Origin of the sequence: Methylotenera sp., assembly GCF_029946165.1 — a bacterium.
Classification (GTDB): Bacteria; Pseudomonadota; Gammaproteobacteria; order Burkholderiales; family Methylophilaceae; genus Methylotenera.
Window position 1 is genome coordinate 137,099 of the sequence record NZ_JAQSDZ010000001.1, and the last position, 25,028, is coordinate 162,126.

Here is a 25,028-nt window from a genome sequence, read left to right on the forward strand (position 1 = left end):
CACTTAGAGCTAATCCGATTATTTGTCAATTTTACGTAACAGCTTGATTTAACATTTAGGAAACTATGGCGCAAGTTCAAAAATCAGTACTCATCCATCACTCTGCAAGCCGCATGTATGCTCTGGTGGATGACGTGACCAAGTATCCTGAATTTTTGCCATGGTGCGGCGGTGTCGATTTGATCAAGCAAGATGATGCTTCTACGATTGCCACTCTGCATATTGCTTATCATGGCATTCATCAAAAATTCACAACAGAAAATCACAAAACTTATCCCAGCGCAATGGATATTAAACTTAAAGATGGTCCTTTTAGGCAACTTGAAGGCATATGGCGTTTTATAGAATTAAGTGAAGATGCTTGCAAAATAGAGTTTATGCTTAGCTATGAGTTTGCTAATAGTTTTTTAGAAAAAATAATCGCGCCAGTTTTCAGCCACATTGCCAACACCTTTGTCGATAGTTTCGTAGCGCGAGCTGACGTAGTATATAAAAATAAATAACTTAATTAGAATCAATGCATTAGAATAATAGGAAATGATATGACCACCGATGAAATGATTGTAGAAGTCGCTTACGCTCTACCCAAAGAGCAATTAATCATTCCAATTAAGGTGGCTGATGGCATTACTGTTGAACAGGCAATCAAATCTTCTGGGATGATGGCTAAATACCCAGAAATTGATTTAGCGGTGAACAAAGTTGGCATTTTTGGCAAATTAACGAAATTAGATACAACTTTGCGTCACCTAGATCGTGTCGAGATTTATCGCTCTTTGATTGCCGACCCTAAAGAAGTGCGCAAACAACGTGTTGCCGATGGAAAAGTAATGAAAAAAGGCGGTGGAGATGCATCGCCTGAAGTTTGATAGTTAGTTTATGTAAAAGTGTTATTTGATAACTAAGTGAAATATTACTAAAATAACCACCCAAGGATTTTAGTCGCAATACTTCTCGATATCTTTTTGTGCATCGGCTTTGCCTTGCTCAATATCAGCCTCACTTAAATATTGCCTATTACCATTTTCATCAGTTTTAGAAATTCTGCCGCCGTTATTGTAGGTACCAAAATTTTGTTTTGCAATAGAACAACTCGCCTGTTTAGTTTCTAGTTCGGCCTTCTTTTGTTCCTCATCTTGCTTTTTTGTTTCAGCGGCTTGAGCGCGCTTTTTTGCGGCCTCTTCTTTAGTTTTAGCATCACTAACTTTTACTTCAGTTTTGGCTGTGGACGAATTGGTCTCTTTATTAGCAATATTCGCAGTCGTCGATTCAACAGAGGCAACTGGGGCAACAACTGTAGGCCTTGGAATTTTTTTACCATATAATGCTTCTTGTGGGACGTTAGAAGGAGGGGGCACGTCACTATAACGAATGACGCCATCTATATCTTTCCATTTGTAGATTTCGGCCGAAGCTAAGGTCGGCAATAAAACAACACACAGTAATAAAATACGCAATACCATAGCCTATCCCCTAGATCACTTTTTATTAGTTTAGCTTAGCAAGACGCTCAAACCATTTATAAATTAATAATATTGCCAGTTATTCATACAAGCAAGCATTATTTAAGCAATTTGACCAAATCTACTAGACATTTTAAAATGTATTTATGTCTAACATCAATGAATCGCGATTGAGTATGTAGTAACCATATTTAACAAAATAAAAAATTTTATAGCTAGCACTCGCGCCTTTTATCTTAAATCTGTATAATTTCGTTTTGGGTACAAGGATTTTCGCATGCGTTTACTGCAACAAGCTCTTACGTTTGATGACGTTTTATTAGTGCCAGCTTACTCTAATGTGCTGCCACGCGAGGTTTCACTCGCAACTCAACTCACTCGTAACATTCAATTAAACATTCCCCTTTTATCAGCGGCCATGGACACTGTGACCGAAGCGCCACTGGCTATTGCATTGGCACAAGAAGGTGGATTGGGGTTTATTCATAAGAACATGACCGCCATGAAACAAGCTGCGCACGTTGCACGTGTTAAGCGTTTTGAATCTGGCGTGGTGAATGATCCAATTACAATTCAAAGCCATATGACTGTGCGTGATGTGCTTGAATTAAATCACATGCATAAAATCTCTGGCATTCCAGTAGTGGATAACGGCAAAATCGTTGGCATAGTGACCAACCGTGATTTACGCTTTGAAACTAATCTTGATCAGCCGATTAAAAACATCATGACACCAAGAAGTAAGTTGGTGACAGTGCGTGAAGGTGCAACAAAAGATGAAGTGATTCGTTTATTGCATCAACATCGCTTAGAGCGCGTATTGGTCATTGATGCTGAAGATACACTTAAAGGTTTGATTACTGTTAAAGATATACAAAAGTCAACAGATCATCCTCTCGCATGTAAGGACGCTCAAGGTAGATTACGTGTTGGTGCGGCTGTTGGTGTGGGCGAAGGTACAGAAGAACGCGTTGCGGCATTAGCTGAAGCAGGCGTTGACGTGATTGTAGTTGATACTGCGCACGGACATTCACAAGGCGTATTAGACCGTGTGACATGGGTTAAAAAACACTTTCCTCACATTGAAGTGATTGGCGGCAACATTGCTACAGCAAGCGCTGCATTAGCTTTAGTAAACGCAGGCGCTGATGGCGTTAAAGTTGGTATTGGGCCAGGTTCAATCTGTACAACACGTATCGTGGCTGGTGTAGGCGTTCCACAAATCAGTGCTATCGCTAACGTAGCTAAAGCGCTTGAAAATTCCGGCGTGCCATTTATTGCAGATGGCGGCATTCGCTTCTCTGGTGACATCTCAAAAGCGATTGCGGCGGGTGCTTACAGTGTAATGTTGGGCGGTATGTTCGCAGGTACGGAAGAAGCACCTGGCGAAATCGAATTATTCCAAGGCCGTTCATATAAATCATACCGTGGCATGGGTTCTATTGGCGCAATGCAAAAAGGCTCTAGTGATCGTTATTTCCAAGATACCAATAGCGGCGCTGATAAATTAGTCCCTGAAGGCATAGAAGGTCGCGTGCCGTACAAAGGCAGTTCACTTGCGGTAATTCATCAGCTAATGGGTGGCCTACGTGCTTCTATGGGCTATGTAGGCTGTGCCACCATTGATGAAATGCGCAACAAAGCTGAATTTGTACAAATCACTTCTGCAGGCATGCGTGAGTCTCACGTACATGATGTGCAGATTACAAAAGAAGCACCAAACTACCGCGTTGACTAAACAACCTTGCTTGAAATACGAGTGGTTATTTTAACCACTCGTATTTTTTTAACCTTCTCCATTAAGCACACGCTATGCACTCAAAAATCCTCATTTTAGATTTCGGCTCACAAGTCACTCAACTTATCGCTCGCCGTGTGCGAGATGCGCATGTCTATTGCGAAATTCACTCATGTGAAGTATCTGACGAATTTGTACGTAACTTTGGCGCGGATGGCGTTATCCTTTCAGGTAGCCATGCCAGTGCTTACGAAGAAGAATCAGATAGCGCTCCGCAAGCTGTATTCGAGCTTGGTGTGCCTGTGTTGGGTATATGTTACGGCATGCAAACCATGGCGCAGCAACTTGGCGGTAAAGTAGAAGCAGGTCATAAACGTGAGTTTGGTTATGCGCAAGTGCGCGCACGCGGTCACTCTGCCCTATTCCGCGATATTCAAGATAGTTCAAATGCTGAAGGTCATGGCTTTATTGACGTATGGATGAGTCACGGCGATAAAGTGACTGAAATACCCGCTGGATTTAAAGTGATTGCTAGTAACGACACTACGCCAATTGCAGCAATGGCTGACGAAACACGTAAATTCTACGCAGTGCAATTTCACCCAGAAGTGACGCATACCAAGCAAGGTCAAGCCATGCTTAACCGCTTTGTGTTAGATATTTGTGGTGCAAAACCTGACTGGATTATGGGCGACTACATTGCTGAAGCGGTGGCAAAAATCAAAGCACAAGTCGGTGATGAAGAGGTCATTTTAGGCTTATCTGGCGGCGTAGATTCTAGCGTTGCAGCCGCACTAATTCACCGCGCGATTGGCGATCAGCTTACTTGCGTGTTTGTTGACCACGGTCTACTTCGTCTGAATGAAGGCGATTTAGTGATGGAGATGTTTGCAGGTCGTTTACATGTGAATGTGATTCGCGTTGATGCAACAGATCAATTCATGGGTCATTTAGCTGGGGTGAGCGACCCCGAAGCGAAACGTAAAATTATAGGTCGTGAATTTGTAGAAGTATTTAAGAATGAAGCCGCTAAACTCAAAGCTGGCACAGGTGGTCATAAAGGCGCAACATTCCTCGCGCAAGGTACGATTTATCCTGACGTGATTGAGTCTGGTGGCGCAAAATCTAAAAAAGCAGTGACGATTAAAAGCCATCACAACGTGGGCGGTTTACCTGAGCAATTAGGCTTGAAATTACTAGAGCCACTGCGCGACCTATTTAAAGATGAAGTGCGTGAACTTGGCGTAGCGCTTGGCCTGCCAGCGGACATGGTATATCGCCACCCATTTCCAGGGCCAGGTTTAGGCGTGCGTATTTTAGGCGAAATCAAAAAGGACTTTGCTGATTTACTTCGCCGTGCCGATGCGATTTTTATCGAAGAGTTACGCACTACTAAAGACCACGCAACAGGTAAAACTTGGTATGAACTCACTAGCCAAGCTTTTACGGTGTTCTTACCAGTAAAGTCGGTTGGCGTAATGGGCGATGGCCGTACTTATGATTACGTTGTGGCCTTGCGTGCAGTGGTCACCAGTGATTTTATGACCGCACATTGGGCAGAATTACCCTACTCACTTTTAGGGCGTGTTTCAAACCGCATTATCAATGAAGTACGTGGCATCAACCGCGTGGTGTATGACGTTTCTGGTAAACCGCCCGCTACGATTGAATGGGAATAAAGTGAGTCGCGGCTTTGTCAAAGAAGATGATTTAGAAAGAGCTGGCACTGATTTACCTGAACGTCGGGTAAGTGAGTTTCCAAACTATGTCACCCAATTTGGTTTAGCGCAATTACAAAATCAAGCTAATGCTTTAGAACAGCAACAACAAGCGCTATTACCGAATAAAGATGACCCTGTCACACAACAAACTTTAGCGCCTTTAAGACGAGATTTGCGTTATTTAGAAACACGTTTGGAAAGCGTGATTTTAATCGACCCAGCAACACAAGCCAAAGATGTCGTTTTATTTGGTGCTACGGTGAATGTTGAAGATGAAGAAGGTAATTCTCACCAGTTCACCATCGTAGGCGAAGACGAAGCGGATATCTCGTTAAATAAAGTCAGTTGGGTTTCTCCAATTGCAAAGGCACTCATTGGGCATAAAGTTGGTGAAACGGTAAGTTGGCAACGCCCTGCTGGTAATTTAGGTCTAGAAATTCTAGCCATACATTACTAAATCTCTTTAATGAAAGAATATTAAATGAACGTGAATACCGCGATTGAAACACGTCGCTCAGTTAAGAGTTTTGACCCGCACCACAAAATGACGCAAACTGAAATTGATCAGTTAATGTCTTTAGCGATGCTGTCACCAACAGCGTTTAATATTCAAAACTGGCGCTTTGTATTAGTCACAGATGCTGTATTGCGCCACCAAATTCGTGCAGTAAGTTGGAATCAAGCGCAAGTTGAAGAGGCTTCTTTGCTGATTGTATTAACGGCTGATTTAAAAGCATGGGAAAAACAACCTGAACGCTATTGGAAGAATGCGCCTAAAGCGGCTTCTGACATTTTAGTACCAATGATTGGTCATTATTACGCAAATAACGAACAACTTCAGCGTGATGAAGGTATGCGCTCTTGTGGCATGGCGGCGATGACGATTATGCTTGCGGCAAAAGAAATGGGCTATGACACCTGCCCTATGGATGGTTTTGACTTTGATGCAGTAGGTAAATTACTTAACCTTCCAATCGACCATACAGTAACCATGTTCGTGGTTGTAGGCAAGCCGTTAAAAGAAGCGCAGCCACGTGGCGGTCAATTAGCCATGAATGAAATCGTCATTAGCAATACATTTTAGTTTTAATATCTATACTTTAAAAATACACTTTTAAGAAATACACTTAAGGATTCAACCGTGTTAATTAGCAACAATATCACCGTGCAGTTTGGCGCAAAGCCGCTTTTTGAGAACGTTTCCGTTAAATTTGGCGACAATAACCGCTATGGTTTAATTGGTGCTAATGGTTGCGGAAAATCGACCTACATGAAAGTTCTGGCTGGCGTTTTAACGCCTAGCGCTGGCAATATCTCAATTGATAGCCATGAACGCATGGCGTTTTTGAAACAAGACCAATTTGCTTACGAGGATCAACGCGTACTTGATGTCGTGATGATGGGTCATGAGCAAATGTGGAATGCCAATGTAGAGAAAAATGCCATCTACGCAAACTTAGAGGCAACAGAAGACGACTACATGCGTGCCGCTGAGTTAGAAGGCGTATTTGCTGAGTTTGATGGTTACACGGCTGAGGCACGTGCTGGCGAGTTGTTAATGGGCGTGGGTATTCCTATTGAGCAGCATAATGGCTTAATGAGCTCAGTTGCACCAGGTTGGAAATTACGCGTATTGCTTGTGCAAGCACTGTTTTCTAACCCAGACATTTTGCTATTGGATGAGCCAACCAACAACTTAGACATTAACACCATTCGCTGGTTAGAAGATGTGCTGAACAATCGTGATTGCACCATGGTCATTATTTCGCATGACCGTCACTTTTTAAACCAAGTATGTACGCATACTTGCGATATGGATTACGGCAAAATTTCGATGTATCCAGGTAATTATGATGATTACATGGAAGCTAGCACTGCAGCTCGCGCACAGGCTGCCAAAGATAATGATAAAGCTAAACAGATGGTGGCTGATTTACAAGACTTTGTACGCCGCTTCTCTGCCAATGCCTCTAAAGCTAAGCAAGCAACAAGCCGTGCTAAGAAAATCGACAAAATTAAGATTGAAGAATTCAAACCTTCAAGCCGTCAATATCCATTTATTCGCTTTGAATATGATGAACGTGAAAAACTTTACCGCAATGCAGTTGAGTTGAAGAAACTCAGCCACGGCTTTGACAAACCATTATTTAACGATGTAGATATGATGTTTGAAGCTGGTGAGAAAGTCGCGATTATTGGTGAAAACGGTATTGGTAAAACAACTTTCTTACGTTGTTTAGCGGGTGATTTGCAGCCTAAATTTGGTGAAGTGAAATGGGCAGAGAAAGCCAATATCGGCTACTTTGCGCAAGATCACGAATACGAGTTTGAAGATGGCGAAGACTTGTTTGAATGGATGACAAAGTTCAGACAAACTGGCGACGACGACCAAGTGGTTCGCAGCATGTTAGGCCGCTTGCTATTTGGTGGCGATGACACTAAAAAGTCAGTCAAAGTACTCTCTGGTGGCGAAAAAGGCCGTATGCTTTACGGCAAAATGATGCTGGCTAGAACTAATGTCATGCTAATGGATGAGCCAACTAACCATATGGACATGGAATCTATCGAAGCATTAAATACGGCTTTAGATAAATACAAAGGCACGCTATTCTTTGTTAGCCATGACCGCGAATTTGTAAGCTCTATCGCTACTCGCATCATCGAAATTAAAGCGGATGGCATTGTAGACTTTACTGGTAATTACGAAGATTACTTGGCGAGTCAAGGCGTAGAGTAGCGCCTAATCTCCTAATCACAACGCTCTGGGTAATCTGGCTCGTTGTGATTTGGTTTTTATCATTTGTAGCGCATGCAATCGCGTTTAAAAATGGTGGAGTTGAATCCCTAGCCATTCTGCTAGGAATTTTTTGGCTGATTTATATGTCTGGCTTATGGTTTGAGCAATCACGCATTAATGACACCGCTTGGGCAATGCTACTCGGCTATGCAATTGGTTGCATACGCTTGCTAGACATGATTCCGAATCAAAAGGAATACGCGCACTAGTTGCGATTAATTCCTAAAAGCATTATTGGAATAGTAGCGCTCGCTTTTATTCTAATCTTTATTGGCGTGTTACCCTTAATTGCCAAAAACATCATCGTATCTCACAAAGCTAAAAATCGAGTTTTGGGTCGTGATACTTAACTGAAATTTAACCAGTTAATCATAGACTAAACTCACTAAGCAATAACCATTTAAATATTAAGGCTATTTGATCTGCATCAATACCAGCAGAATCCTTGAGGCGCATATTAACAGCAAGAAGCTAATCAATTTAGCTTTGTTAATTACAACCGAAAGGATATTCGTCATGCAGTTGCTTATCAATCTTTTTTCTACCGACTATGGTCTGCAAAGCATTGCCGTTATTGTGTTTATTTTAGGAATGTTTGTTTGGTTTGGTTTGTATTTCAAACGTCATATTGATGAAGACACTAAAAAAGCTAAAGCCAGTGAGAAATTGGCCAGTGAGAAATAGTAAGTACAGTAAATAATAATCTATGAAGCCATATTTGGTGGCTTCAAATTATTTAGTGTTTTCTAAGTATAGAGCCTAACATTCTGCCCCCTCATAAACATTTAACATGCAGCTAAATGTTTAGGACAACCTAACTTTGTTATAGTAAAACTCAATAACAACTAGGTTATTGCATCCCTCTGCAAAATTAGCCACATTTTGACTTATAGCGGCATATATGACACTATCTGTGAATCGCATTTTCGTAAAAATTTACAAAAATGTAACATTCAAACGATAAAATATTACCATTAATTAAATCGACCACCATCTTTCAGCTTGATAGAATATAGCTTAATCGTTGGGTAATTGATTTAAATATATCATGTGAAAATTTCAGAATGGATTTGTCATAATCAAGCTAACTTTCCGTACAATAGCGTATAGCAGTCAGAAACATTCTAAGACTTCAATTTTGGTCGCTGCATCATGTCAAAAAACGTAATTAGCAAGCAAGCCCCAATGTTAGAACATTTCAATACCATTATTATTGGTTCAGGCCCAAGCGGTTTATCCGCGGCTGTGCGCGCTACTGAGCAGAAATTATCTTACTTACTGCTTGAAGCCGAGCAAGAACCCGCTAGCACTATTCGCAGTTATCTACGCGGCAAACTCGTTATGTCAGAGCCGCGCGCCCTTCCTATTCGCAGCCCCTTACCTTTTACCGCATCTTTACGCGAAGTTGTGCTCCACACTTGGGAAAGGACGATTATTGATTACAACTTGAATATTCGTTACGGTTCAAAAGTGATAGGTATACACCGCCGCGAAAAATGGTTGGAATTAGAGTTAGCGGATGGCAGCCAAATCACCGCAGATCATGTGGTGCTGGCCATTGGTGTTCAAGGCAATTTACGTCAGTTAGAGATTCCTGGTGGCGATGTACCGCAAGTACAGTATCAATTAGATGATCCTCAAGCTTATCAGGATGAAACCATTATAGTCATTGGTGGTGGTGATAGCGGCGTGGAAAATGCGCTCGCGCTCACTGGGCGCAACCAAATTATTATTCTTAATCGTGCAGATGACTTTAGCAATTGTAAGGAAAGCAACCTTACTCAATTGACAGAGGCACGAAAAAGAGGTGCTTTAGATTGGTTGCTAGAAACAAGACCTCAAGCAATTGAAGTAAATACTCAAGGTGAGTTCCCTATCACGGTGATAGCGAATACCCCAAATGGCATTGAGCGCATTCCATGCCATCGCGTGATTGCGCGACTTGGCGCCCTGCCCTCACGGCCGCTGCTTGAAGGCTTTGGCGTAGGTTTTCCAACAGATGACTATGCCGCGCTACCTTCATTATCTTCACATTATGAGTCTAGCGTGCCTGGACTTTATATCATTGGTGCACTGGCTGGTTATCCGTTAATCAAACAAGGGATTAATCAAGGCTATGAAGTCATTGAGTACATTTTAGGCAACCCAGTAGAACCTGCTGATACAGCCTTATTGCGTGATAAATTCGCAAGCTTTTGCAATGACCGTGGCGTAGATGATGTGTTGGAAAAAATACGCAAAAGCGTGCCCTTGCTGAAAATGCTAACGACCTTGCAGCTACGTGAGTTAGTGTTGCAAAGTAACATCTTGCAGCCCGAGCCTGGTGACATTATCTTTAAACGCAATGATTACAGCACCACCTTTTTCTTTATCGTCGAAGGTGAGTTAGATGTATTAATTGATGAAGCTGATAAACCAGACGCTAAACTTAAAGCGGGTCAATTCTTTGGTGAAATGGCGCTTGTGTCAGGTCGCCGTAGAGCCGGCACGGTTCGCGCCAATACAAAATGCGTGCTGATTGAAACGCCTAGACGCGTGATGCAAAAACTTGTTGATTCAGTGCAGTCCATGCGCCGCGTACTCAATGAAGTGGCCATTAAGTGGGTAGTACACGTATGTATTGGCCTAACGCTAAGTGAAGAGGACTTGAATGATTTAGCTACTCATGCTACGCCTAAAAGCTTTGCCGCTGGTGAGGAGTTGTTCCATGAAGGCGATCAGGCGGATGGCTTATATTTGATTCAAAGTGGCTCAGTTACAGTTTCGCGCATCATTGGTGGTCGTGAGGTCGTGCTGTATTACGTCGCGGCAGGCAACTATGTGGGTGAATGGTCTCTGGTCTCTGGAGAACCCCGCTATGCGACCGTACGAGCAGCCGTTGCTACCGAAGCCGTTTTGATTGATGCGAGCAGAATGAGTGATATTATCGCGCGCAATCCAGAAATTCGTAGTGAGTTAGATGCGCGCTATCTTAAACATTTACAAGATCAGGAAAAACGTCAGCAAATTGAAACGACAGATCATCCAAGTGCGTTAAGCAATCAATCTACACCTTCAAATCTTATCTCATTCCTGATTCAACAAGGTGTAGGCGAGGCTACTGATGTACTGTTAATTGACGAGTCACTATGTGTGCGCTGCAACTACTGTGAAGACGCTTGCGCGGATACTCATGGTGGAGCAACAAGATTAGACCGCGATGCAGGGCCTATTTTTGCAAACATTCGCGTGCCGACTTCATGTCGCCACTGTGAGCACCCACACTGTATGAAAGATTGTCCGCCTGATGCGATTCACCGCGCACCGCATGGCGAAGTTTACATTGATGACAGCTGTATCGGCTGCGGCAATTGCCAACAAAATTGTCCGTATGATGTTATTCAGATGGCTGTGATACAAGACCAGCCGGAACGTAGTATCTGGCAAATTTTGCTGGGCATTCACCCTAAAGCCGTACCCATTGTTGGCGGTTCAAAAGTGGCAGTTAAATGCGATATGTGCAAAGACATTAAAGAGGGGCCTGTGTGTGTACGTGCCTGCCCAGTTGGCGCGGCCTTGCGAGTTAACCCAGAAGAGTTACTCAACTATGCAGGCGGTTCTAATAGTGACAGCATTACAAACGAAGTCTTTTTAACTGAATCTGACGGAAATTAGAGAAATTTCATGCAACGCGGCAATATATTCGACTACAAAAACTATCGTTACTTCAAACTAGCCATCGTCGTCATTGCTATTGCCTTTAGTGCATTTATGCTATTTGAACCTGCAGTTGGTTACTATGGTGGAAGCTGGTTAGGCTATGGTCTAGGCACAGTTTCAGCCGCTTTGGTGTTTTGGATGGCATGGTATGGCGTGCGCAAGCGTCGTTATCGAAGTAGCGGCTCAACACAAGGATGGTTATCCGCGCATATTTATCTAGGTACAGCACTCACAGTTACAGCCACACTTCATAGTGGCTTTCATTTTGGTATTAATATCCACAGTCTCACTTACGGCTTATTGATTATTGTCGTAGTCAGCGGATTTTTCGGTAATTATGCCTATATGATTTACCCTCGGCTTATGACCGAAAACATGGGTGAAGATAGCTTGGATGGTCTGTTATTGAGAATTGCAGAAACAGATAAGCTGGCTCGTCAGATTGCTTTAATCATGCCAGATGATATCAACTTCACGGTAGATCGCGCATGCAGAGAAACCTATATAGGCACGGGGCTAATTGAACAATTAAGAGGTTATCAACCAGATTGCCCGACTGCTGTTGCTGTAGCGAAGCTCACAATACTAGGTAATCATTTAACTGGAGAGCAGCGTAAGTTGTATCGCGAACTATACTCCATAATGGTCCGGCGCCAGTCTTTAGTCAAACGTGCTAGACAAGATTTAATGTACCGTGCCAGACTTGGCTTTTGGCTTTACTTTCACACACCTTTTGCAGTGGCCTTATTAGCTGCAATGGTAGTGCATATTGTTGCCGTATTTCTTTATTGGTAAGTCATGATTAATTGCCTTTTAATCAAAATTTCACTTAATAAGCGCGGCATGCCCGTGCGTAGCTATCGCACGCTAACAGCAGAAGAGTTATCTATTGGACGAGGCGCTGAATGCAACATTCATTTACTCGATCCTCGTATTTCTATGCATCATGCCGTCATCAAGCGCTTAGATGATGGCCAGCTGCATTTGGTCTCAGTCAATGGTGAGCTTGAAGTTGATGGTGCTATTTTACAAAATACCGCCCTTACTCATGGTACTCAAGTCATGATTGGCCCATTCCAGTTAAAGGTCGAACCTGCGCCACCAGATGTGAATATTGCGGTGTCATTAACATTAGTACATTTATTACCAGATGACTTCCAAAACTTAAAAGCACGCACGCACGAACCGCTTAGAGGCGCATCTATCTTTAAAAAAAGATTAGCGATATCGTTAGTGGCTTTTATTGCACTTATATTTCTGGTGTTACCATTAGCGCAGAATCTCATTCCTAATCTCCATGCCACCATGGCAAAGCTACCTTTAGGATTTGACCGTTTATGGAGCCCTGGGCATATTTCCAACTCTCATTTGCACTTTGGCTCACAATGTTTTAATTGCCATGAGGTACTCACTCAACAAGTGAGCGATCAAGCCTGCATTAAATGCCATCTCAACGTTGCACCTCATATTGCTGACCCCAAACTGCAAGAGAAAGTGTTTAACCACAATAAATTGTTTATGGATGGTATACGCTGTGCTGAATGTCACCGAGAGCACAAGTCTCCGTTTCCACTGGCGCGACAAGATAACAGCACCTGTGTAAAGTGTCATGGCAATATTAAATCTGTGGATAAATCGTCAAAGCTACCTAATATCCATGACTTTAATCGTGATCATCCTGCGTTTAAACTCACGTTTTTAACAGGTGACTTAGAGAAGAAAATCGAGCGCATTCCACAAACAGATAAAGCACGATTAGTCGAGAAATCAGGCATCAAGTTTCCGCATTCTCAGCATTTTGGTAAAGTACAAGGTCCAAATGGCATTTGGGATATACGCGAAATGACTTGTACTAATTGCCATCAGCAAGAAGGCAAGGAAATGCGCTTTAAACCAGTTTCCTATAATCGCGACTGCGTGACGTGTCATGCCAATCAGCTGACAATGGGGCCTCCAGAGACGCTCATCACTGTACCGCATGGCTCAGAACAAAATGTAATGAATACCCTAAAGGTTCAAGCACCAAAACAACTTGCGCATTATTCAGAATCATTAAGAACCGATGGTTGCGCCTATTGCCATGAAATTAATGACTTTAAGGCTAAAACTAAAACTCAAGTAAAAGTTGACTCCAAAGGTAAGGCAAATCCCGATGATGACTTGCCTTGGCATGTGGCACCGTTAAATATCAACCAAGATTGGTTTAGCAAGGCACGCTTTAATCACGCTTCACACCAAACTCAAAAATGCCAGTCTTGCCATGCCGTAGAAGAGTCTGAATCCAGTGCAGATGTCGCAATGCCTGACCGCCAATCATGCTTACGCTGTCATTCTGGCAATAGCCCAAAACCTAAACGCATTGCGAGTAGTTGTATGTCGTGCCATGACTTTCACGACTCACATGTGATGCATGAAGCTTTAGCAGAATCAAAGTAACTCAGTAACCTAATATAGAATTCAACCGATAAATTAAGATAACAAAAAACCCAGCAATCAGCTGGGTTTTTTGTTTAAAGCTAACCGTTAAGAATTAGCCTTTAATTGAACGCTTACGCTCATGCTCAAGCAAGTAACGTTTACGGATACGAATAGTTTTCGGTGTAATTTCAACCAACTCATCATCATCAATAAACTCAACTGCAGATTCCAATGACAACGCAATTGGAGTAATCAAACGCACCGCTTCATCAGTACCTGATGAACGAATGTTAGTGAGCTGTTTACCTTTAATCGGGTTAACAATCAAATCGTTATCACGGCTGTGAATACCAATAATCATGCCTTCATACAATTTATCACCTGGAACTGTGAACATTTTACCGCGATCTTGCAACTTCCAAAGTGCATAAGCAACCGCTTCGCCACTTTCAGCTGAAATTAATACACCGTTACGACGACCTGGCATATCTGCTTTTACTGGTGCGTAATCATCAAACACATGGCCCATCAAACCTGTACCGCGTGTCATCGTTAAAAATTCACCCTGGAAACCAATCAAACCACGTGCAGGAATTCTATATTCCAAACGCGTACGGCCGTTACCATCTGATTCCATATTTTGCATTTCACCACGACGACGACCTAATTCCTCCATCGCTGCACCTTGATGCTCATCTTCTACGTCAACCGTAAGGATTTCATACGGCTCACATTTTTCACCATTAATTTCACGGTAAACTACTTTTGGCTTACCTACAGCCATTTCGAAACCTTCACGACGCATATTTTCTAATAAAATCGTCAAATGCAACTCACCACGACCTGATACACGGAATACGTCTGCATCTTCAGTATCTTCAACACGCAAGGCAACGTTCACTAATAGCTCTTTAGTTAAACGATCACGGATTTGACGTGAAGTAACGAATTTACCTTCTGTACCAGCTAATGGTGAAGTGTTCACCATAAAGTCCATGGTTAAGGTTGGCTCATCCACGCCTAAATGTGGCAAGCCTTTAGGATTTTCACGGTCACAAACAGTGAAGCCAATACCAATATCATCTAAACCTGAAATAATCACAATATCACCAGCTTCAGCTTCTTCAACCGCAACACGCTCTAAACCACGGAAACCAAGCACTTGGTTGATTTTACCTACAGCGATTTGTTTATCTTCATTCATCACTGTCACGGCTTGGCCAGGTTTGATTTTACCGTTAGTGATACGACCAACGCCTAAACGACCTGTATAAGTAGAGTAATCTAATGCAGAAATTTGTAATTGAAGTGGTGCGCTGGTGTCGCCTTCTGGTGGCGCTACATGGCTCAAAATCGTTTCAAACAAAGCGCGCATATTGTCGCTAGGTGTTTTCATATCCAACATTGCATAACCATTGATTGCAGATGCGTAAACAACTGGGAAATCTAATTGCTCATCAGTTGCACCTAAGTTAGCAAACAAATCAAAAGTTTGGTTTACAACCCAATCAGTACGCGCACCTGGACGGTCAACTTTATTAATTACCACGATTGGTTTTAAACCAAGCGCTAAAGCTTTTTTCGTCACGAAACGTGTTTGCGGCATAGGGCCTTCAACGGCATCTACTAAAAGAACAACACCATCAACCATACCTAATACGCGCTCAACCTCACCACCAAAGTCAGCATGGCCTGGGGTATCCACTACGTTAATATGTGTACCTTCATAGTTCAAGGCAGTATTTTTTGCCAAAATGGTAATGCCGCGTTCTTTTTCAATATCGCCGCTATCCATAACACGTTCAGACACAACTTGGTGTCCTGTAAACGTACCAGCTTGATGTAAAAGTTTATCAACCATAGTCGTTTTACCATGGTCAACGTGGGCGATAATTGCGATATTTCTTAAATTACGAGACATGAATTGCTACCAGTTCTATTGAAAGGCGGCGATTTTAACACAATAAATGTCTATTTCCTTTTACTAATGCAATTATTATTTGACATTCTATTTTAAATGGTTATACTGCGCGCTTCATTCGCATTACGGCAATTTTGTAATGCTTGAATCATTGCCCTGACCCTTCTGTTGCTCGTGAAATATTGAAGCAACTATTCAAAAGGTTAAATTTGCAAGTTTGAATTTAATTTTTACTGGTTAGCGGCTGTGTCCGTGCGCTGGTAAAGATTATATTAGCTTGTTGATATTAAGTTAAATCAAAATGTCGTTCTCTCGACTTATAAGTGATTAACTTAACTAAACCAAATATTCTCTGCGTTTATATTGCTCTTGAACATATGCTCAACTAATCGCATGTGCTCAAATGATATGCCCGTTTTTACTTAGCGCCCTTTTTATTGTTTTTATGAAACAGCTTTTGAAAGGGACTACTTTGTCTTTTGAATCACTAAATCTTGATAATGCCTTACTTCGTGCTATTGAAGAATCTGGCTACACCACACCAACCGCTATTCAATCACAAGCTATTCCAGTTGTGACTGCAGGCCACGATTTGATGGCTTCTGCCCAAACTGGTACAGGTAAAACCGCAGCATTTATGTTGCCAGCGCTAAACTTATTAGCCACTCCACACGAATTAAAAAGCCGCGGCCCACGTATTTTGGTATTAGTACCAACTCGTGAACTTGCAACACAAGTAAACGAAGCTGCACGTAAATACGGTAAATTCATCCGCGCACGTACAGTAAGTATCGTTGGCGGCATGCCTTACCCATTACAAAATAAATTACTATCACAACCATTAGATATTCTAGTGGCAACGCCAGGTCGTTTACTTGATCATATGGAACGTGGTCGTATCGATTTATCACGTTTGCAAATGTTGATATTAGATGAAGCTGACCGTATGTTAGACATGGGTTTCTTGCCTGATGTTGAGCGTATTTGTGAGCAATTATCTGCTGAACGTCAAACACTATTGTTCTCTGCAACTTTAGATGGCGACATTGCACGTGTGGCTAAACAAATTCTTAAAAATCCAAAAACAATCCAAGTGGCTGGCCAAAAAGAAAAACATGCCAACATTGAGCAACGTTTGCACTATGTTGATGACATGACACATAAAAACAAATTGCTTGAGCATTTATTAATTGCTCCTGAAGTTAACCAAGTAATTATTTTCACTAGCACTAAACGCCATTGCGATGTGTTAGCTGAAGATTTATACGCTGCTGGTCACAAAACAGCGGCTTTGCATGGTGATATGACTCAAGGTGCGCGTAACCGTACATTGACAAAATTACGTCAAGGCGATGTAAAAGTTTTAGTAGCGACTGATGTTGCTGCTCGTGGTATCGATATTAATGGTATCAGCCACGTGATTAACTACGACTTACCAAAATTTGCTGAGGATTATGTACACCGTATCGGTCGTACTGGTCGTGCTGGTAAAACTGGTATTGCGATTTCTTTCGCATCAAATATGGATCGTCATATCTTACGTAAAATTGAACAATTCACTGGCAACCGTATGGAACCAGGTGTCGTTGAAGGCTTTGAGCCAAAACGTGCAATGAAAATGGATGGTCCAAGTAATGGTCGTGGTGATCGTGGTGATATTCGCCGTGATGCACATAAACCAGGTGGTCGCGGTGGATTTAAACCACGTGATGACCGTGGCGGTAATGACAGAGGTGGTTTTAACAACCGTAACAGCGAGCCTCGTGGTGACCGTCCAAGCTTTAGTCGTGACAGCAGCAGCCGTGATGAAAACCGTGGCAACCGTGAGTCAGCGCCGCGTGAAACGAATGGTAACTCAGCAGGTTACGCTGGCCGCACTGAAAGACCTTCTGGCGACCGTCCACGTAGCTTTGGTGATCGTAACGCAAGTGGCGATCGTAGCCGTTCTGAACGTCCAAGTGGTGACCGTAGTTTTGGTGACCGTGCTAATGCAGGCGCACCTAACCGCAGCTTTGGCGATAGCGTAGCTTTCGGCAAAAAACCTTTCTCACGTGACGGCGCTAGCGCTCCACGTAGCGAAGACAACCGTGATAGCCGTGGTAACCGCCCAGATGCAAACCGTGGTGACAACCGTGTGCTAGGCGCTCGTTATGAAGGCCGCAATGACGCACCTCGTGGTGATCGTTCAAGCGCTCCTTCACGTGACTCTCGTGCTGACAATCGCCCTTCTGGTCGCCCAAACAGCGATTCACGTAGCTTCGGCAATGCGAATGCTGGTGGTAGCGGTGCTCCACGTCGCCCACGTAGCTTCGCTTAAGTTATTGACGTAAACCTTAATTGAACAGTACCCAACCAATGACAGAAACAGTAATTTTAGACAATCTCGCTTTTACAGACTTAGGGTTAGCGCCAGAACTACTTAAAGCGCTCACTGAATCTGGTTACACCAAACCTACGCCAATTCAAGCACAGGCAATCCCTGTGGCTTTGGCTGGGGGCGATTTAATGGCGGGCGCGCAAACTGGAACAGGTAAAACTGCAGCGTTTGCGCTACCTTTGTTACAAAAATTACTGCCACTGGCAAGCGCAAGTGCTTCACCTGCAAAACACCCAGTCCGCGCGTTGATTTTAACGCCAACACGTGAATTGGCGATTCAGGTTGAAGAAAGTGTAAAAGCGTATGCAAAACATACGCCACTACGCTCACTTGTTGTTTATGGTGGTGTAGATATCAAAACCCAAACACCACATTTAAAAACAGGTGTAGAAGTTTTGGTCGCCACGCCAGGTCGTTTGTTGGATCATATTGAGCAAAAAACTATTCAGCTAAATCAGGTACAGATTTTAGTACTTGATGAAGCCGATAGAATGTTAGACATGGGCTTTATGCCTGATTTAAAAAGAATTTTGGCGTTGCTACCTAAGCAGCGTCAAAATTTAATGTTTTCAGCTACATTTTCAAATGACATTAAAAAATTAGCCGATGAGTTTTTAACGAAACCTCAGTTGATTGAAGTCGCGCGTAGCAATGCGACCAATGATAACGTGACGCAAAAAGTCTACGAAGTCGCACAAAGTGATAAAGAAACGCTGTTAATACAGCTATTAAAAGCCGCTAACGCGAGTCAGGTGATTATATTCACCAAAACCAAAATTACCGCCAGCCGCCTAAGCCGTAGCTTAGCGCGTGAAGGCATTGCCGCTGATGCCATTCATGGGGACAAAACCCAGCAGGAACGCATTAAAGCCTTAGATGGTTTTAAAGCAGGTACCATCACTGCCTTAGTTGCAACCGATGTTGCCGCACGTGGTTTAGATATTAGCGAATTACCGATGGTGATTAACTACGAAATTCCAAGTGCGCCAGAAGATTATGTACACCGTATCGGTCGTACAGGCCGCGCTGGTGCCTTAGGCATTGCCATTTCTTTTGTAAGCCCAGAAGAAGATAAATACATCGTTGAAATCGAAAAACTGATTAAACGCCAAATTCCAAAAGAGACCGTTGCGCTTGACAAACCAAGCAGTAAAGCACGCCCAACAAGTAGCAAAGAGTCCAGTTACAAATCAAACCATGCACAAGATGCAAGTGCGACTAAACGCATGCCTCCTAAAAAGAAAAGCAGCGACCCTTGGTTTGACAAGCCTTACGAAGCTTCAACTGCACCGACTAATGCTAGGCTTGCCGCCAAACCGATTATTGCTAATAAAACACCTATTGCAGCACTGCTTGGTGGATTAAGAATTAATAAGTAATTGTAGATAAGTAAATTGTAGTGAGCTCCAAACTATCAAAATTCCTATGGAATATATTGACTGGTTTGGGCCAGCTACTGCATCAAATTTCTCCCCCCCGCTGGCTGCGCAGATCGTTCTATTTCTGCGCTGTAACTGGTGCTTTAGTTTATTTAAGCATCTTCATCACCATTGGCAACTACGCCAAGCAGCTCATCAAAACTCCTCCGACGCAAAAAGCTGATACCGCGCTTATTTTAGGCAATCGTGCCTATTTAAATGATAAACCTAACCCCTGCCTGACTGGTCGCGTGGATGAAGGACTCTTGTTGGCTCAACAAGGCATAGTGAGCACATTACTAATGTCTGGTGGCTTGGACTACGAAGATAATCGTATAGAAGCACGAGTAATGGAGACTCACGCTAGAAACAAAGGTTTCCAAGGGGGAATATTAGTTGAATCACGCTCTAGCTCAACATTAGAAAACTTAACATTTTCTCGCTCTATTTTAGAGACTGCTGGCATCAAACAAATCATTATTACTTCTGAGCCCTACCATATGTGGCGCGTTAAGAAGCTAGTTGAGGCTGGTCACATGGGTCAAAAAATTAATGTGAGTTACGCGGCTGCACCAAGCCAATGCTGGGTTAGTTGGGGTATGGCATTCAAAGGTGCTCTGCGCGAACCGCTAGCAGTGATTAATAATTATGTTAAAGGCTACTTTTAGCACTTTCACTAAATACAGTGTCAGTTAGTTTAAAATAAGAGGTACGTCTGTGCGCAACAAAGGCCATTAATATTAGCCCAGCAAACATCATGCTGTAGGTTTCTGGCTCAGGTCCAACTTCAATATTTTGGTTGATATTTAATACCGCATAATTACCATAACTGTTATTAGTATCCTTTGGCACACTTGAAACAGGACTCAAAAATACCTCACCTTCACTACCGTAGCTTAGCTTTGAAGAAGCGGCTACACGTGAACTTTCGTTCTGAAGACCAGCAGTTAAATAAGCAGCGCTAAAGGATCTGTGTTTTGGGTATCCAAGCACAGTAATGGCATTATTATCGTTCGAAGCTTCATCCACAAAACTTACACTAGATGTGTCATCACCAAACCAAGAACTCCATCCGGAGAGTGTATTACTAGGAGAGTATGTCAGAGTGGAATCTTTAGTTTGACTTGCTTTAACGCCTACAGATAAGCTTAAAGCTAAGAACACAGTTGAGTATATGGTAAGAAATTTAATTCTCATGGGGGTCTCCGTATATTAAGATAAAACCCCTAATTTGTTTATAACTTTAGGTATTCTAAGAACTTTTGTTAAGAATTAGCTCAACTGAACCAGATACTAAAATCATAAAGCGATGCTTGGCTTATTTTTATTGAATAGTTGAAATTATCTATATTCATTTGTGCCGCTACCCCGAAAAGTATCATAATTTTGCGATGCTAATCAAGAAATTTTTAGTAAAAAATCAATAACAAATGTTACAAAATGTTAAACTAGCCTTGTTTCAAACTCATCCTTATAGTAAAAGAAATAGCTCAATACAATCACTTACAAATATGCAAATTATTTGTATGTTATTGCACTTTTACATCATTGCACCTGTATATCATTGCACTTGTACATCATAACAATAAATATCTACACCATTCGTTGGCGAAATTAAAGTCGCGGGTATTTTCACTCCTTTACGCCAATTATCCACTGCCTCCTGTTTACCAGCGCCAGTGACCATAAAAATAACCTCATGCGCATTATTTAAGCGATTTTGGCTAACAGTGACTCGCTCTGCTGGCGGTTTGGGAGAGTTAAAAACTGGAACAGCATCTGCACTATTGTCTACCTCATGATTCGGAAATAAAGAGGCAGTGTGTCCATCTTCCCCCAAACCTAATAACACCAGATCAAAAGTTGGTGCTCCAGTTAATGTTTCAGCATAGGCTTTTGCCCCTTCAATAGGCCCCAACTCAGCAGGTATATGGTGAACTTGCTGCTCTGGTATATCGACGTGATCGAGCCAAACCTGATTTGCCATCAAACTATTTCGATCCTCATGATCAATAGGTAAACAGCGCTCATCACCATGGTAAATATGCCATTTTGACCAATCCATAGGTAAATCACGTAATACGCTGTAGATGGCTCTGGGCGTGTTTCCGCCTGCAAGGATGATTGAAAATTGACCACGCTTAGCAATAGCTTCATTAGCGCTTTTAACAATAGCGTCACAAACACCTTGCCTTAATGACTCCATAGTTTCAAAGCTCTGCCATCTGTCGATACTTTTTTCCTGCATTACTGCTCATTTCAATATCAAAAATTAAGTAGACCGAATTTGACACGAAATCGACAAAATTGTCATGCTTTTTATACTTTTTCTATCAAACCACTGTATGAATTTGCCTGCTTGCTTTATCATATATGGTTACTGAAAATAGCTTCTATTTGGAACAGAAAATGTTAATTAAAGACAGTGAAGTTGTTGATCTTAATACACCAACGGGTGAAATGCGCGCACATATATTCCGCCCGGCAGCGCCAGGGAAATATCCTGCAGTTTTGATGTTTTCTGAAATTTTCCAAGTTACAGCCCCCATTCGCCGTACAGCAGCAATGCTAGCTGGCCACGGTTTTATTGTTGCGTGCCCAGAAATCTATCATGAGTTTGAACCGCTAGGCACTGTGCTCGCATACGATGAGGCTGGCACAACGCGCGGAAATGAACTAAAAACCACCAAACCTGTAGATGCTTACGATAGTGATGCTAAAGCTGTGTTGGATTATTTAAAATCACGTAGCGACTGCACTGGCCGTTTAGGCGTAATGGGCATCTGTATAGGCGGCCACCTTGCCTTTCGAGCTGCAATGAACCCAGAAGTACGGGCAGCGGTATGTTTTTATGCGACAGATATACACAAAAAATCTTTAGGTTTAGGTAAAAACGATAACTCATTAGAGCGTGCAGGTGAAATTAAAGGTGAGTTGCTACATATTTGGGGGCGCCAAGACCCTCACGTGCCGTTAGAAGGCCGCAATATGGTAAAAGCGCGCCTTGATGAAGTTGGCACGCGCTACACTTGGCATGAGTTTAATGGTCAACACGCATTCATGCGCGATGAAGGTCATCGTTATGACCCTGCACTCTCGCGCTTAAGCTGGGATTTATTGTTAGAAGTATTCAATCGCCGCTTAGGCTGGGGTGATTTGGATATGGAATCAGAAGGCTCCGCAGAAGCTCGTCATTAGTAATATCCATTTAACTTATACAATAATTAAAATTACATACTTTTCAAAATCCAATTTAAGGTTTTACTCACATCATGGTTAAAAAAATAGATCCTTGTACGCTAGTTTTGTTTGGTGCTAGCGGCAACCTATCCCGAGTCAAATTAATGCCTGGTCTGTTCCGCTTAGATGCCGCCGGACGCCTTCCAGAACATATGGCTATTCTTTCTGTGGGCCGTAGTGAAGTATCACGTGATGTTTGGTTAGCAGATATCAAAGGCATGTTAGATGCCAAATTCAAAAACGGTTACGATCAAAAAGTGTTTGAACGCTTTATCGCACGTAATCATTACTTTGCTAATGCATCTGATGATCCTGATGCTTACAAAAAAATGAGTGCTACGTTAAGTGATGCGAAAACCTTTCCGCAAAATTTCGCTTATTTCTTGTCGGTACGCCCTACTGATTTTGCACCAGTTGTTGAGCAACTTTCAGAAGTTGGCTTGCTTGATGAGAGCCAATACTGGCGTCGTGTGCTGATTGAAAAACCATTTGGTACTGATTTAGCTTCTGCGCAAGATTTGCAAGCCAGACTCACTAAACACCTCAAAGAGAGTCAAATATACCGTATTGACCATTACCTAGGTAAATCAGCAGTTCAAGGCATAATGTTAACGCGTTTTGCCAATGCCATATTTGAACCATTATGGAACAAAGAGCATATTGACCACGTACAAATTACCAATAACGAAACTTTAGGGGTAGGTGAACGTACAACTTTCTACGATGCAACAGGCGCATTGCGCGATATGTTCCAAAGCCATTTATTACAAACACTCGCATTAACTGCGATGGAAAAACCAAAAGATTTATCGCCAGATAGTATTCGTGCTGAAAAAATCAAGTTACTACAATCTATTCGTCCAATTGATGTTAATAACTTAAACAAACAAGCTTTCCGTGCGCAATACGCGGCTGGACGTGTATGTGTAGGCGACGGTCATGGTGAAAATGTAGCTGGATATTTAGAAGAACTAAAACGTGATGGAATTGAATCTAGCATCACCGAAACTTATGCCGCCGTGAAATTATTTATTGATAATCCACGCTGGCAAGGCGTGCCTTTCTATGTGCGTACTGCGAAACGCATGCACGAAGGTAATGTCGCTATTTCTGTTAAATTTAAAAAATCTCCAATGCAATTGGTTGATAATCAACACCAAAACTGGTTAGTCATTAGCATTCAACCGAAAGAAACCGTTAAGCTTGAAATAGAATCAAAAATTCCAGGATTAGATATTGCCACCCGCACCTTAAGCATTGATGCGCCGCAACGCCAAGCTGGCGATGAGAGCATTGATTCATATGAAACACTCATGCTTAATTTGATGGAAGGCGATCCTTCACAATACCTACATATTAGTGAGGTAGAAGCACAATGGAAATTAGTTGACCCAATTGTTAAAGCTTGGGCAGCCGACAAAACACCGTTACACCAATACCGCGCTGGTAACCGTGACCCTGAAGAATCAAGTGTAATTTTTGAAACATCAGATCAATTCTGGCGTTACAGCATTGAATTAGGTGGCGATAAGCACTAATAAATTTTTGAAAAAAAATACACAAAATGCCCATGCACTTTATAATGCATGGGCATTTTATTTTAGTCTATGAATAGGTTAATACATGAGCATTAAATCAGATAAATGGATTCGCAAAATGGCAGAGCAACACGGCATGATAGAGCCGTTCGAGCCTAACCAAGTCAAGCAGAATGCTCAAGGTGAGCGTATGGTGTCATATGGCACTTCAAGCTATGGTTACGATATTCGCTGCAGCAAAGAGTTTAAGCTGTTCACCAATATCAATAGCACCATTGTTGACCCAAAAAACTTTGACCCAAATTCATTTGTTGAAGTGAATGCTGATTACTGCATCATTCCACCAAACTCATTTGCGTTGGCACGTACTGTTGAGTATTTCCGCATTCCACGTAATGTGCTCACAATTTGCTTGGGGAAATCAACTTACGCCCGTTGTGGCATTATCGTTAACGTCACGCCATTTGAACCAGAGTGGGAAGGTTATGTCACACTAGAGTTCAGTAACACCACACCACTACCAGCTAAAATCTACGCAAATGAAGGCTGTGCACAAGTCTTGTTTTTTGAAGCTGATGAAGATGATGTGTGCGAAACCAGCTATAAAGATCGTGGCGGAAAATACCAAGGTCAAGTTGGCGTGACCTTACCTAAGATTTAATACTCGTAGTATTTAACACCAGTAAGAATTAATTAAG

The 25,028-nt window shown here is 42.3% G+C and carries 22 protein-coding genes; 18 read left to right on the plus strand and 4 right to left on the minus strand.

The window, feature by feature from the left end:
- The first annotated feature begins 65 nt into the window (after positions 1-65).
- Both PSV17_RS00685 and PSV17_RS00690 read left to right on the plus strand, forming a co-directional pair.
- Positions 66-503, plus strand: a complete 438-nt coding sequence (locus tag PSV17_RS00685; RefSeq protein WP_300478497.1) for a type II toxin-antitoxin system RatA family toxin — start codon at positions 66-68, stop codon at positions 501-503.
- Positions 504-542: 39 nt separating this feature from the next.
- Positions 543-869: an RnfH family protein gene (locus PSV17_RS00690; protein ID WP_300478498.1), complete on the plus strand. Its 327-nt coding sequence runs from the start codon at positions 543-545 to the stop codon at positions 867-869.
- 69 nt (positions 870-938) lie between these two features.
- Here the strand turns inward: PSV17_RS00690 and PSV17_RS00695 are convergent, their stop codons facing one another.
- A complete protein-coding gene (locus PSV17_RS00695; RefSeq protein WP_300478501.1) occupies positions 939-1,463 on the minus strand; it encodes a DUF4124 domain-containing protein in 525 nt (174 codons plus the stop codon).
- Between the two features lie 277 nt (positions 1,464-1,740).
- Between PSV17_RS00695 and guaB the strand changes: the two genes are divergently transcribed.
- From guaB to PSV17_RS00745, 10 genes are all read left to right on the plus strand, one after another.
- Complete coding sequence (gene guaB, locus PSV17_RS00700; RefSeq protein WP_300478503.1) at positions 1,741-3,201, plus strand: IMP dehydrogenase; 1,461 nt, start codon at positions 1,741-1,743, stop codon at positions 3,199-3,201.
- A 74-nt stretch (positions 3,202-3,275) separates the two neighbouring features.
- Positions 3,276-4,880, plus strand: coding sequence for a glutamine-hydrolyzing GMP synthase (gene guaA, locus PSV17_RS00705; protein ID WP_300478506.1), 1,605 nt, complete (start codon positions 3,276-3,278; stop codon positions 4,878-4,880).
- A 1-nt stretch (position 4,881) separates the two neighbouring features.
- Positions 4,882-5,379, plus strand: coding sequence for a GreA/GreB family elongation factor (locus PSV17_RS00710; RefSeq protein WP_300478508.1), 498 nt, complete (start codon positions 4,882-4,884; stop codon positions 5,377-5,379).
- Between the two features lie 24 nt (positions 5,380-5,403).
- Positions 5,404-6,006 carry a nitroreductase family protein gene (locus PSV17_RS00715; protein ID WP_300478511.1) on the plus strand — a complete coding sequence of 201 codons (603 nt, stop codon included), beginning with the start codon at positions 5,404-5,406 and terminating at the stop codon, positions 6,004-6,006.
- A 57-nt stretch (positions 6,007-6,063) separates the two neighbouring features.
- Positions 6,064-7,659, plus strand: a complete 1,596-nt coding sequence (locus PSV17_RS00720) for an ABC-F family ATPase (protein ID WP_300478514.1) — start codon at positions 6,064-6,066, stop codon at positions 7,657-7,659.
- Between the two features lie 44 nt (positions 7,660-7,703).
- Positions 7,704-7,928: a hypothetical protein gene (locus tag PSV17_RS00725; protein WP_300478517.1), complete on the plus strand. Its 225-nt coding sequence runs from the start codon at positions 7,704-7,706 to the stop codon at positions 7,926-7,928.
- 307 nt (positions 7,929-8,235) lie between these two features.
- Positions 8,236-8,403, plus strand: coding sequence for a DUF3149 domain-containing protein (locus PSV17_RS00730; protein WP_300478520.1), 168 nt, complete (start codon positions 8,236-8,238; stop codon positions 8,401-8,403).
- A gap of 468 nt (positions 8,404-8,871) precedes the next feature.
- Entirely contained in the window at positions 8,872-11,373 is a 2,502-nt protein-coding gene (locus tag PSV17_RS00735; RefSeq protein ID WP_300478522.1) for a cyclic nucleotide-binding domain-containing protein, read from the plus strand.
- Positions 11,374-11,382: 9 nt separating this feature from the next.
- Complete coding sequence (locus PSV17_RS00740) at positions 11,383-12,213, plus strand: hypothetical protein (RefSeq protein ID WP_300478525.1); 831 nt, start codon at positions 11,383-11,385, stop codon at positions 12,211-12,213.
- Between the two features lie 3 nt (positions 12,214-12,216).
- Positions 12,217-13,854: a cytochrome c3 family protein gene (locus PSV17_RS00745; protein WP_300478527.1), complete on the plus strand. Its 1,638-nt coding sequence runs from the start codon at positions 12,217-12,219 to the stop codon at positions 13,852-13,854.
- A 94-nt stretch (positions 13,855-13,948) separates the two neighbouring features.
- Here PSV17_RS00745 and typA read toward each other — a convergent pair whose 3' ends face one another.
- Entirely contained in the window at positions 13,949-15,757 is a 1,809-nt protein-coding gene (gene typA, locus PSV17_RS00750) for a translational GTPase TypA (protein ID WP_300478529.1), read from the minus strand.
- A 472-nt stretch (positions 15,758-16,229) separates the two neighbouring features.
- Between typA and PSV17_RS00755 the strand changes: the two genes are divergently transcribed.
- From PSV17_RS00755 to PSV17_RS00765, 3 genes are read left to right on the plus strand one after another with little or no spacing between them, the layout of a single operon-like run.
- Positions 16,230-18,074, plus strand: coding sequence for a DEAD/DEAH box helicase (locus PSV17_RS00755; protein WP_300478532.1), 1,845 nt, complete (start codon positions 16,230-16,232; stop codon positions 18,072-18,074).
- A 38-nt stretch (positions 18,075-18,112) separates the two neighbouring features.
- Positions 18,113-19,513, plus strand: a complete 1,401-nt coding sequence (locus PSV17_RS00760) for a DEAD/DEAH box helicase (protein WP_300478534.1) — start codon at positions 18,113-18,115, stop codon at positions 19,511-19,513.
- 20 nt (positions 19,514-19,533) lie between these two features.
- A complete protein-coding gene (locus PSV17_RS00765) occupies positions 19,534-20,220 on the plus strand; it encodes a YdcF family protein (protein WP_300478536.1) in 687 nt (228 codons plus the stop codon).
- Here PSV17_RS00765 and PSV17_RS00770 read toward each other — a convergent pair.
- Entirely contained in the window at positions 20,204-20,749 is a 546-nt protein-coding gene (locus PSV17_RS00770; protein WP_300478538.1) for a hypothetical protein, read from the minus strand. The genes PSV17_RS00765 and PSV17_RS00770 overlap by 17 nt on opposite strands.
- A gap of 364 nt (positions 20,750-21,113) precedes the next feature.
- Positions 21,114-21,800: a 6-phosphogluconolactonase gene (pgl, locus tag PSV17_RS00775; RefSeq protein ID WP_300478540.1), complete on the minus strand. Its 687-nt coding sequence runs from the start codon at positions 21,798-21,800 to the stop codon at positions 21,114-21,116.
- 161 nt (positions 21,801-21,961) lie between these two features.
- Between pgl and PSV17_RS00780 the strand changes: the two genes are divergently transcribed.
- The 3 genes from PSV17_RS00780 to dcd all read left to right on the plus strand — a co-directional run bounded on the left by PSV17_RS00780 (position 21,962) and on the right by dcd (position 24,991).
- Positions 21,962-22,750: a dienelactone hydrolase family protein gene (locus PSV17_RS00780; RefSeq protein ID WP_300478542.1), complete on the plus strand. Its 789-nt coding sequence runs from the start codon at positions 21,962-21,964 to the stop codon at positions 22,748-22,750.
- Between the two features lie 74 nt (positions 22,751-22,824).
- Positions 22,825-24,330 (plus strand): glucose-6-phosphate dehydrogenase, encoded by a 1,506-nt coding sequence (zwf, locus tag PSV17_RS00785; RefSeq protein ID WP_300478544.1) that lies wholly within the window; start codon positions 22,825-22,827, stop codon positions 24,328-24,330.
- A gap of 85 nt (positions 24,331-24,415) precedes the next feature.
- Complete coding sequence (dcd, locus tag PSV17_RS00790) at positions 24,416-24,991, plus strand: dCTP deaminase (RefSeq protein WP_300478545.1); 576 nt, start codon at positions 24,416-24,418, stop codon at positions 24,989-24,991.
- Positions 24,992-25,028: the final 37 nt, after the last annotated feature.